At 49.2% G+C, this 10,824-nt stretch carries 11 protein-coding genes; 9 read left to right on the top strand and 2 right to left on the bottom strand.

The annotated features are described in order from the left end of the window. Positions 1-118: 118 nt before the first annotated feature. The 9 genes from ACO6V1_RS11695 (at position 119) to ACO6V1_RS11735 (ending at position 8,778) form a co-directional block, all read left to right on the top strand. Positions 119-673 carry an L-threonylcarbamoyladenylate synthase gene (locus ACO6V1_RS11695; protein WP_422444517.1) on the top strand — a complete coding sequence of 185 codons (555 nt, stop codon included), beginning with the start codon at positions 119-121 and terminating at the stop codon, positions 671-673. A 29-nt stretch (positions 674-702) separates the two neighbouring features. Continuing rightward, a complete protein-coding gene (hemF, locus tag ACO6V1_RS11700) occupies positions 703-1,626 on the top strand; it encodes an oxygen-dependent coproporphyrinogen oxidase (protein WP_422444519.1) in 924 nt (307 codons plus the stop codon). 18 nt (positions 1,627-1,644) lie between these two features. Then, positions 1,645-2,469 carry a shikimate dehydrogenase gene (aroE, locus tag ACO6V1_RS11705; RefSeq protein WP_422444521.1) on the top strand — a complete coding sequence of 275 codons (825 nt, stop codon included), beginning with the start codon at positions 1,645-1,647 and terminating at the stop codon, positions 2,467-2,469. A 79-nt stretch (positions 2,470-2,548) separates the two neighbouring features. Beyond that, positions 2,549-3,241 carry a YiiX/YebB-like N1pC/P60 family cysteine hydrolase gene (locus tag ACO6V1_RS11710; RefSeq protein WP_422444523.1) on the top strand — a complete coding sequence of 231 codons (693 nt, stop codon included), beginning with the start codon at positions 2,549-2,551 and terminating at the stop codon, positions 3,239-3,241. A 206-nt stretch (positions 3,242-3,447) separates the two neighbouring features. Then, entirely contained in the window at positions 3,448-4,302 is an 855-nt protein-coding gene (locus tag ACO6V1_RS11715; RefSeq protein ID WP_422466956.1) for a hypothetical protein, read from the top strand. Positions 4,303-4,428: 126 nt separating this feature from the next. Further along, complete coding sequence (gene rsmG, locus ACO6V1_RS11720) at positions 4,429-5,103, top strand: 16S rRNA (guanine(527)-N(7))-methyltransferase RsmG (RefSeq protein ID WP_422444527.1); 675 nt, start codon at positions 4,429-4,431, stop codon at positions 5,101-5,103. 16 nt (positions 5,104-5,119) lie between these two features. Continuing rightward, a complete protein-coding gene (locus ACO6V1_RS11725) occupies positions 5,120-5,929 on the top strand; it encodes a ParA family protein (protein ID WP_422444529.1) in 810 nt (269 codons plus the stop codon). Between the two features lie 3 nt (positions 5,930-5,932). Continuing rightward, positions 5,933-6,823, top strand: coding sequence for a ParB/RepB/Spo0J family partition protein (locus tag ACO6V1_RS11730; protein WP_101747000.1), 891 nt, complete (start codon positions 5,933-5,935; stop codon positions 6,821-6,823). Positions 6,824-7,002: 179 nt separating this feature from the next. Further along, a complete protein-coding gene (locus ACO6V1_RS11735; RefSeq protein WP_422466958.1) occupies positions 7,003-8,778 on the top strand; it encodes an ankyrin repeat domain-containing protein in 1,776 nt (591 codons plus the stop codon). A 139-nt stretch (positions 8,779-8,917) separates the two neighbouring features. Here the strand turns inward: ACO6V1_RS11735 and ACO6V1_RS11740 are convergent, their stop codons facing one another. Both ACO6V1_RS11740 and ACO6V1_RS11745 read right to left on the bottom strand, forming a co-directional pair. Then, positions 8,918-9,787, bottom strand: a complete 870-nt coding sequence (locus ACO6V1_RS11740) for a hypothetical protein (protein WP_422444534.1) — start codon at positions 9,785-9,787, stop codon at positions 8,918-8,920. 727 nt (positions 9,788-10,514) lie between these two features. Beyond that, a partial coding sequence (locus tag ACO6V1_RS11745; RefSeq protein ID WP_422466960.1) for a hypothetical protein occupies positions 10,515-10,824 on the bottom strand: 310 nt, incomplete at its 5' end.

The raw sequence follows: 10,824 nt of genomic DNA on the forward strand, positions 1-10,824 counted from the left end.
AACTATCAGGAGCCCGTGTGTTACGATTTCGGGCTGACTATCTGGCGAATGCTGAAGCAGTAGACGCTGTTCTCCGACAGCCGTTAACTAGCTGAGAGTTATCTCTGAGAGATGTTTCATGATGGATGTAGATCAGGCAGCCAGAATAATCAGAAACGGCGGTGTCATCGCTTACCCCACAGAAGCCGTATGGGGGTTGGGATGTGACCCCTGGAACCAGCAGGCTGTTTATCGGATTCTTGACATCAAACAGCGGCCGGTTGCAAAAGGGGTCATTCTGATTGGTGCTTCAGAGGATCAGTTTGCCCCGCTACTTAATCCCCTCTCTTGTGAAGAAAGAGCCCGGCTGAAGTCTACCTGGCCAGGTCCTTATACCTGGCTTATTCCAGACCCTGCTGGCTGGGCACCCGACTGGGTCAGAGGGCAGTTTGATACGGTTGCTGTTCGTATCACTGCGCATCCACTGGTGAAAACACTGTGTGAAGCAACAGGGCACCCGATAGTGTCTACGTCAGCAAACCTTGCCGGTAAGGACCCGCTGTTAACGTTTTCAGGTGTAGAGGAAGTGTTTGGCTCACTGCTGGATGGCATTGTTCCCGGCGAAACCGGAGAACAGAAAACACCCTCAAAGATTCAGGACCTGCGTTCGGGGCAGCTGGTAAGGGCTGGCTAATATTACTAAAACTCAGGAATTGTCCCGGAATGTCAGAACCGTCTGTAGATCTCGTAAAGCAATACCTCCTGGATTTGCAGAATCGCATCTGCACCGCGATTGAAGCAGAAGAAACCAGAGGCTCCTTCAGGGAGGATCAGTGGGACTACCTTGGCTCCGGCAACAAGGGGGATGGTGGCGGTAAAGCCAGGGTGCTTGAAGGGGGCACGGTGTTTGAAAAAGCCGGTGTGAATTTTTCCCATGTAACCGGGGATCAGCTGCCTGCCAGCGCCACGGCCCATCGACCACACATGGCTGGCAGAAGTTTTCAGGCCATGGGGGTTTCCCTGGTGATCCATCCGGATAACCCATTTGTGCCAACATCCCATGCCAATGTCCGGATGCTGATCGCCCATAAAGAAGGAGAAGCGCCGATCTGGTGGTTTGGTGGCGGCTATGACCTGACGCCTTACTACGGCTTTGAAGAAGATTGTCAGCACTGGCATCAGGTGGCCAAACAGGCCTGTGATCCTTTTGGTGATGATGTCTACCCCCGCTATAAAAAGTGGTGTGATGAATACTTCTTCCTTAAACACCGCAATGAACCCCGGGGGATTGGCGGACTGTTCTACGATGACCTGAATGAGTGGCCATTTGAGCGCAGTTTTGAATTTATGCAGTCGGTTGGCGACAGCTTTATTGATGCCTATCTGCCCATCGTACAGCGCCGTAAATCCCTGCCTTACTCTGAGCCGCACAAGCGTTTTCAGGAGTACCGCCGTGGCCGTTATGTAGAATTCAACCTGGTATACGACAGGGGTACTTTGTTTGGGCTGCAGTCCGGTGGGCGTACAGAGTCTATCCTTATGTCATTGCCGCCTCATGTACGCTGGGATTACAACTGGAGTCCAGAGCCTGGCAGTGAAGAGGCACGACTGTATGACGAATTTTTAAAACCAAGAGAATGGGCATAAATCAAGAGGGTCTGAATCATGGCTGGGCCAGTAGACACGTATGCAGTAATGGGGAACCCTATTGCCCACAGCAAATCACCGGTCATTCACACACTGTTTGCTGATCAGACTGACCAAAGTCTGCGTTACACCGCCCTGTTGGTTGACGTTGGCGGCTTTAAAAAAGCGATTGATGAATTCTTTGAAAACGGTGATCTGGGGTTAAGTATCACCTTACCCTTTAAGGAAGAGGCGTGGCAGTTAGCGCAGAAGAAAACGTCACGAGCAGAAAAAGCTGGGGCGGTAAACACCTTGTGGCAGGAACATGGCCAGCTGCATGGGGACAACACCGATGGGCTTGGCCTGGTGGCAGATCTCCAGGCAAATAACGGTGTAACCATTAAAGGCGCTCGGGTACTTATTCTGGGGGCCGGTGGTGCCGTGAGAGGGGGGCTTGAGCCCCTGCTGGCCGAGCAACCTGTTGAGGTTGTGATTGCCAATCGAACCCGTAGCAAGGCTGATACGCTGGTTGAACTCTTTACGGATAAAGCCATTTCTGCCTGTGGATTCGACGATATAGAGGGCCGTTTTGACCTGGTGATCAATGGCACCGCTGCCAGCCTGCAGGGAGAGATACCGCCCATACCCGGCCATATTATTGATCAGAACACCTGCTGTTATGACATGATGTACGGTGCCGACGAAACCGTTTTCAATCGCTGGTGTCGTGAGCAGGGGGCAGGTAAAACCATTGACGGGCTTGGTATGCTGGTTGAACAGGCGGCCGAGCAGTTTGCCATTTGGCGTGGTGTCCGTCCTGATACCCGTCAGGTACTTGACCTGTTGCGGAATGAAATGGCCTGACAGGTTCTATACTCCTGAACATGATTCTTTATATTGCCTGTTCTGCTATATGGGATGATTTTCAGGTATTGGATACGTTATGGATAAAGCGCTACCAGTCACAGTGATGCCAGCCAATGTGATCGCCAAAGACCTCTTGCCGGGTGACCTGCTTTTTCAACTGCGCTCAGGTGGTGAAGCCGAATGGGTTATCAGCCGACTCTTTGCGGGTCGGGATGGTGCAGCCATTAATCATGTCGCACTCTACGACGGTGATGGTATGGTTATAGAAGCTGTAATGCCCCGGGTGCAGAAAACCGCTTTGGATGACTTTGTCAGCAGCTCAGTTTTAGACAACCATGGCCGACCGTGTGTCCTGGTCTGTCGGCTGGCATCGAGTTTCTCGGCACTGGTACCGGATGCCCTGGCGTTTGCAGAGCAGCAGCTTTCGGTACCCTATGATCCACACTACCGTCAGAATCAGGAAGAGCACCAGAAAAGCTGGTATTGCAGTGAATTAATTGTCCATGCGTTTCGCCATGCCAATAAAGGCATTTTCCTGTTTGAAGAAACACCCATGAGTTTCCGGGATATGGCAACCGGAGAGCTGATGCCGTTCTGGATTGACCATTATCAAGCCATTGGCCAGAAGATCCCGGAAGGGCTTCCCGGCTCACATCCGGCGCTGCTCTCCTGCTCCGACAAGCTAATGTCCATTAATAGTCTTGGATCACTTCCAGCAAAAAGTTGTCAGGATTTATGCAGCCTGGAGCCTGGGTCAACTCTGGCCTGAACCGTTTTCTGATCAGATCGGCACCAGTTTTAATCTAACCTTATTTTATTTCCTGCCTGATAGACTCCTGTCTTAATTTAATCAGTCAGCGGGTAATCTGTGGCAACCACACAATCCCCCTTATTACTGCTGTTGAAACTTTTCTAAAAAGTGAATGTCTGCGCGCAGAGAGAAAATAATTTTCAGTTTGTGAATGAGGTAGTTCCATGGCACCCGAATTTCCCGCTTTGGCTATTCCTGGCTTTGAGGCTGTCATGCAGGATCTGATGGCGGTGGCTCATGATGTTATGAATCGTGATCCAGATGATGATGACATAATCGATATGCTTCCTGCCGTGCCGCAACATGTTGTCCCCTATATTCCTTCCGCCAGACACCAAAATGCTGCACCCAAAAAACTGGAGGAGTTCAGCATTACCTTGCCTGACGTGCCTGATGATTCTCCCCCTCAGGCTGGTGTTCAGGAGAAAAATGAAAAGCCAGCAGGGGCAGAGGCCCCTGAGAGTTCAACAGAATGTGATCCACCAGATGAGCTTGCTGCACGCCGGAAGAAAAAAACACAGCTGACCGACGCTATTCTCGAATTACGACTTGAGTGCTCGAAAATTGAGCGTACATGGGCAACCTGTGTCCCCCGGGTGGATATCGATTCAAAAGAGGCCCAGGATGTGGTTTGCTACGCCACGGCCATGCGCTGCGGTGCATTGAAAAGGTCACTTGTTGGATACTATGCGGCACAACTGGGAAAACAGGTGGAGATTGTTAATGTACAGGCGGAGGTTGTTAATGCACAGGTGGCAAAGGATCATGGCAGACATGCTAATGGTCAGCAGCCTGTGGCTCAACCTGCAACGAGATTACCCAATAACGTCAGTATTTGCGTGGAAGCAATGAAGGCATTGGAGTTAGCGAAAAATGTAACCGCTGTTTATGATCCGGACAAAGAGCCACTTGAGAGAGATGCCAGGCTGGCAGAAACCATCAAAACCTATGAAGCCTATCAAAAAGTAAAAGGACAGTTGGCCGGCTTACAGGCATCCCTGCAGGCGATGAATGAATGATTGCGTCGATTTTATCAAAGTTATGAAATAGACTGATCAGTTATCTATTCTCATCAGTAGAGCCAGACGGCATCCAGATAGCTTATCGTTACTGCAAGGCTTACCACCCGCTGGCTGAAGGAATCCATGAACGCTTCCCAATCATCATTAACCGACCACTCCCTGGCTCAGACCTTACAGAACGACATTGGCCGGGGTGCCAAATCACTCAATCTTGATTTGTCCCCGGTTCAGGCGGATTTGCTGACCCGCTATGTTCTGCTGCTGAACAAGTGGAATAAAGCCTACAATCTTACCGCCATTCGTGATCCCAGAGAGATGGTCTTCAGGCATATTGTGGATAGTCTGAGTATTGTTCCCCATATTTCCGGTGAGGCGATTCTGGATGTAGGCTCAGGCCCCGGGCTGCCTGGCGTGGTGCTGGCGATTATGTACCCCGATAAACAATTCACGACACTGGACAGCAATGGCAAGAAGACCCGCTTCATGCTTCAGGCAAAACTGGACCTTCAGCTCAATAACCTGGCAGTTGCTAATTCCCGCGTAGAGTCTTTTCAGGTGGATGTGCCTTTTGACGCCATTACTTCACGGGCATTCAGCTCATTGGTTAATATGGTAGATGGTACAAAACACTTATTATCGCCTTCAGGTGTTTATCTGGCCATGAAAGGGCTATATCCTGAAGAAGAATTGAAGGAATTGATGGATCGTCACGAAATTGAGCTGGTTGGCTGTGAGCCTTTAAAGGTACCGGGTACAGACGGCGATCGTCATCTTGTCATTTTGCGTAACAGGCATTGAATGGTATTAAACGGCTGTGGCTAAAATTCTGGCGGTAACCAATCAGAAGGGGGGGGTTGGCAAAACCACTTCCTGCGTTAACCTATCGGCTTCCCTGGCGGCCAGTAAGCAGCGGGTACTGCTTATTGATGTTGACCCCCAGGGGAATGCCACCATGGGCAGCGGAATCGACAAACATGCTCAGCAATGGTCCGTTTACCATGTACTGACCGGGCGCTGTGATATCGAACAGGCAATCCTGCCATCCCGGGATGGCGGTTATGATGTTCTGGGGGCAAACGCCGACCTGACGGCAGCAGAGGTTGAGTTGATGGAGATGGACCGCAAGGAATCCAGACTCCATGAGGCGCTTGCCAGGGTTGAAGATCAGTACGACTTTATCATGATTGACTGCCCTCCCTCTCTGAACATGCTGACCATTAATGCCATGGTGGCTGCCCGTGGGGTGATTATCCCGATGCAGTGCGAATACTATGCACTGGAAGGTCTGACTGCCCTGATGGAAACCATTGCGGGCCTGAGGGAAACCATCAATCCCGACTTGCACATCGAAGGTCTGCTGCGCACCATGTATGACCCGAGGATGACGCTGACCACAGAAGTATCGAGACAGCTCATCAACCATTTTGGTGATCAGGTCTATCGAACCGTGATTCCCCGTAATGTTCGACTTGCCGAGGCACCGAGTCATGGTAAGCCGGTACTGGCCTATGACCGGAACTCCCGTGGTGCGGTGGCTTATCTGGCCCTGGCCGGCGAGCTGGTACGCAAGCATGACATCAAGGGGCTTAACGGCAAGTCGACAAGGAAAACAGGAACTCACTGACCCATGGCGAAACAACGTCTCGGTACTAACTTGAATGCACTGCTGGGAAGCGCCAGGCTACCGGCATCCCTGTCCAATGATCTTGCCGGGCCATCACCGGTCAAAGAGTCACTGGATGGGACAATGAAAGACCTGCCCGTTGAGTTTCTGGTGCGTGGCAAGTACCAGCCCCGCCGAGACATGCACCCTGATGCCCTGGAAGAGCTGGCTGAAAGTATTAAAGAACAGGGCATCATGCAGCCTATCGTGGTTCGTCCGGCCGGGCAGAATCGCTATGAAATCATTGCCGGTGAGCGTCGCTGGCGTGCAGCACAGCTGGCAGGCCTTGCGGACGTTCCTGCCCTGATTCGTGATGTTCCCGATGAAGCTGCCATTGCCATGGCACTGATCGAAAACATCCAGCGGGAAGACCTGAACCCAATTGAAGAAGCGATTGCACTTTCCAGACTGCAAAAAGAGTTCGAACTGACCCAGCAGGAAGTGGCCCAGGCCGTCGGTAAGTCCAGGGCTGCCGTTGCTAATATCTTGCGACTGATGGCCCTGAACCCTGAAGTAAAGAAAATGCTGGAATATGGCGACCTGGAAATGGGCCATGCCAGAGCGTTGCTTTCCCTGGGCGAACTGGATCAGTTAGAAGTAGCCCGAACTGTTACCGCAAAAGGATTGTCTGTGCGTCAGACGGAAGCACTGGTTCGCCGAATCCAGCAGGAAAAGGAAAAAGGCGGAAAAACCGTTAAGCGGCTTGACCCTAATATAAAGCAGCTTGAAGATGAGCTGTCTGAAAAGGTAGGGGCCAGGGTCGCCATTCAGTGCAGTGCCAAAGGAAAAGGCAAGCTGGTCATTTCCTACAATTCACTGGATGAGCTGGATGGCGTGTTGGCCCATATCCAGTAAATACCGCTTTTTTATCTCCTCTGCGCTCTTTCCCGGGGCGCATCCCAAGCATAATACTTGATTATCTCCCAGCTTATACCAGACTGGCTATCTGGTTATCTTCAATGATCGACCTGCGCTTTTTCAAATGGATTACTGTTGATTGAAATTCACAAAAAACGCACTTTGGAAGATTTATTATGAATACCGTCTCTCCTGAGGATCTTACGGCCTTCAAATCGGTTCTTCCCTTTCCCGTTGTGGTTTGCGACCACCTGTCAATGCAGTCTGGCAATGCAGGGGAATTCAATGGTCAGTCGGTCGTGTGCCAAAACCCCACAACACAATTGATCCGCTCCCCACTATGCCAGTGCGATATGCTGTTTCGCGACAATGCCGACATTCAGGAATTAGATACGCTGTTACAGAACAGGGTCATTGATATTTACGCCAAACAAGTCCGCGATATATGCCAAACATCTGTATATGGGCCCCATGATACGGTGTACTGGTATTCGCCACTGTCCGTGCATGACCCAAATATTCTGAAGAAACTGCAATGGTATTTGAGTCAGGATGGGGTTGATATCAATCAGCCCATTGACTTTGCAGGGGAAACCCTGGTGCACCAGTTTTGTAAAGCGAGCTGTATCCTTCGGAGGAATAGTCTGAATCGGCCTCGGTACCCGGTTCATCCAGATACCGTAGTTACCTGGCTTTTGAGTCATGGGGCTTCGCTGACGACGGATCGATTGGGCAATACGCCATTACACACTGCCTGCTCCTCTGGTGCTACCCGGGAGCTTATGGCCATATTGCTGAAGAAAGTCAGGGAAAATCCCGAAATCCTTGATGCATTGAACAACAACGACGAAACAGCCCTGTCTGATGCGTTGAGCTCAACTTCCTGGAATGCTATGGCCGTGCTTTTATTGCGGGCAGGAGCCAGTACCGGTGACGTCGACAATTGTGCCCAATACATTCCGATGACGACAATGATCAAAGATCGCAGGCTTGATAGCGAAAAACTGGGGTTGCTTGCCATTCATGGATTAGATATCAGTAAATTTACCAGTGAAGCATCGCTTTTTGTCCGTAAAATGACTATCAAATCCTTCCGTCGTGATATCGAAGTACTTCTCTACTGGATAAAAGAAGGGTTGGCCCTGAATGGTGTTGATGGTGACGGCCAGTCATTGCTTGGGGTGTGTTTCAGTACCTTCGAAGAATATGAAGATAGCGAAGAAGAAGATGAAGAAGATAGCGGGTTTAGCCTGAAGCTGGAATTGTGCAGTTACGTCCTGAAAGTTGCCTACAAATACCATTTTCCAGAAAACATTGACGCTCTGAAAGGCGTTATTTCGGACACATTGGTGGAAGCCCGGGCAGAGGATATCGGTAGACTGCTAAAAGGCTATCCGGATGTTTTCTATCTTATTGATGATACGGTCGAAATGATTGCCAGCTATTTGAGTGAACACAATAGAGTGAAGCTTGGCGACTTGCTGGCACAAGCCAGGGCTGAGCACCCCGCAGGGATGAGTCTTCGGCCTTTCATCTACCTGCCCTGTGAGCGTGTTATGCAATCGTGCACCGATGCTTTCATGAAACGTATGGAAACTATGTTCTTCGCACCAACCAGTGATTTTATCAGGGTAAGGTTGGAGCCTGACAGACGTCGTTTTGCAAGAACTGATAGTGACGAGGGGATAGACTCTGATATTGAAGACAGTGATGAGGATGAAGATGAAGATTCTCAAGACAATCTCTCAATTAACTATTCAGATATTCGATTGTACGACTGGCTTTTAGAACATCGGCTTAGATCATTGCGGCAACTGCTGCTGTCACACAAAGAACTTCATAAAACGATCTGCAAACATCAACAGGAGCTGGCTTGCGAGTTATCGGTTGAAAATGAACAGCTGCTTAAGAGATTACTTGGTGAAACGGGTTCAGTGGATGAGCCCGGATGATAAATACGCATTATGAACCTCTGGTGGTGTTCCTGATTGCATAATGGCAACGAGTGTTACAAAACCCTTCTGAGCAACAATGGGAGCTTTCTAATATCTCTCTGACTGTTCATTCAATCCTTCATTAATCGTCAGAGTGTCAATTCTGACTGGTATCTACAACAATCTTTATAAACATGGTGTCATCTTTAACGTATCCATGTTCCAGCCTGGAGAGTGCCAGGAGCTGAGGGTTGCCACAGGGAATGTTACTTGGCTTTATTGGTCGTTGAAAAGATGAGGAATTCGGGTCGGGGGAGAAAGCGTCAAACTTGTCATCTACACCATACTGATCGAGGATCATAAAAGTAATTTTGTGTTGAAACGGCCAACGCTGAATAGCATCATAGTCACCTTTCATTAAAGCCAGAAACAAGCTGATATGAGTGCCTTTTCCTGATCCCTCACCATTCAGGTAGACCCTTGCTCGCATTTTATACCCGAATTCGCTGGTACAGAATGGCTGTGAATAGATGGACTCCCGGTTGCGATTGATAGCCTCCATCCGTTTGGCTGCAAATCCATCAATCTTCCATACCAGGGTACCGTTCCAGGATGCTGTTTTGTCCTGTAAGGCATTGACTTTAAGGGTTCCAGCCACCTGAGGCAAAGTAGCGGGATCAACATCCCTGAGTTGACTCATCAATTGAAGTGCATTGGTAATGTCGTTTTTGATATCAGCAATAGCGAGACGATTTTCTTCAGTCTGAGATTCTATATTATTGTAGAGTTGCTTAAAGTCAGGCGGTAACGAGGTACTGGGAGACGTTCTCAGCGCCTGAAGTTTTGCGTTAAATTCCCGGGTAATTTGTTGCATTTGCTGTTTCATTAATTCCATATCTTTATCCAGTGATGCCATCCTGTTTTGGATAGATGGTTGTGGCTTTGTGAGTAGCCATTCCAGCTTTTTTATCTCATCAACAAGCTGATCTATCCTTCGGGCATCCTCTGAACGATCGTGTTGAAGCATTCTTATCCTGTCTTTCAGGGGAATATTTTTACATTTGTCGAGATGACCCTTGATATCGTTATAAGACCCGCGCCATGTACAACCAGTGTTTCCATAGGTGGTGTTTGAAGGGCATTGACTTTGATAAACAAATTTTATTTCCCGGGTTGAATTGGTGTCCGGAAAAAGGGAGTCTTTATCTATAGGGCAACGGTAGTCAGATAAATCACCCGGGGGGAAGTTTGGTTGTTTATACTGCTCATGGTGTACGCAATGACGACACAGCAAATGCCCTTGATAGCATTGGACTATGTCTCCGAGGATGTGATCCCTGCTACAACGTTCTACATTTAGGTACGATGGGGGCAGCTCAGTGATCATCCTGACACCACGGTGGAAAAAAGTGTTGATGAGATCTGGAGGAAGCCCAGAGGAATTATTTGTCGCTGGATTGTCAGGGAGGGCTCTACCAGAAAGCATCGCAGTAAATGACGGAAATGGCTGGGCGGCTTGCATTTGAATTTCCTGTTATCACGTTCAAGCCCCTTGGATCATGAAACAGGATGAAAAGTTTCAGGCAGTAATGTTTTTGTCGTGAAAAATTCCTGAGTCCGGCGCAGCCAATCAAACGGGCGGTGTGTTCATAGACTGGCTCATAAATACTACCTAATATTTTATCAAATCGGTTGTTCTAGGTGATTGTACGTAAAACGACTGTCGCTTATTGATTAAAGTCAAAATTTCTCTATCATGCACCTCTCTTCCACGGACTGACCCAAACGGTCATCCACGGATCAGCAGAATGAATCATCATCGCTGACCGGGAAGTGCGGTTTGAAAATGGGTTGTTTGGATTGAATGAAAAACAATCGGTTGACAAATCAAACTGGTGCGGTAAGATGCGCCTCCGCTGACAGGGCTTGAGAGCAACGTTAGCGAGTTGGAAAGCTTCTTTCTTCTTCTGAAAAATGATCGCTTGACAACGAAAGCCGCCGCGGTAAGATAGGCGGCCTTGCTGATCGGCACTGACTGCTGAATCAGCGATTAAATCACCACGA

The sequence above is a fragment of the Endozoicomonas sp. ALC013 genome (assembly GCF_049310205.1).
GTDB lineage: Bacteria > Pseudomonadota > Gammaproteobacteria > Pseudomonadales > Endozoicomonadaceae > Endozoicomonas.

Excerpts from the sequence above, each read along its gene's own strand:
- ACO6V1_RS11695 (WP_422444517.1), top strand. The coding sequence starts at position 119 with ATGATGGATGTAGATCAGGCAGCCAGAATAATCAGAAACGGCGGTGTC.
- hemF (WP_422444519.1), top strand. The coding sequence starts at position 703 with ATGTCAGAACCGTCTGTAGATCTCGTAAAGCAATACCTCCTGGATTTG.
- aroE (WP_422444521.1), top strand. The coding sequence starts at position 1,645 with ATGGCTGGGCCAGTAGACACGTATGCAGTAATGGGGAACCCTATTGCC.
- ACO6V1_RS11710 (WP_422444523.1), top strand. The coding sequence starts at position 2,549 with ATGGATAAAGCGCTACCAGTCACAGTGATGCCAGCCAATGTGATCGCC.
- ACO6V1_RS11715 (WP_422466956.1), top strand. The coding sequence starts at position 3,448 with ATGGCACCCGAATTTCCCGCTTTGGCTATTCCTGGCTTTGAGGCTGTC.
- rsmG (WP_422444527.1), top strand. The coding sequence starts at position 4,429 with ATGAACGCTTCCCAATCATCATTAACCGACCACTCCCTGGCTCAGACC.
- ACO6V1_RS11730 (WP_101747000.1), top strand. The coding sequence starts at position 5,933 with ATGGCGAAACAACGTCTCGGTACTAACTTGAATGCACTGCTGGGAAGC.
- ACO6V1_RS11735 (WP_422466958.1), top strand. The coding sequence starts at position 7,003 with ATGAATACCGTCTCTCCTGAGGATCTTACGGCCTTCAAATCGGTTCTT.
- ACO6V1_RS11740 (WP_422444534.1), bottom strand. The coding sequence starts at position 9,787 with ATGCTTCAACACGATCGTTCAGAGGATGCCCGAAGGATAGATCAGCTT.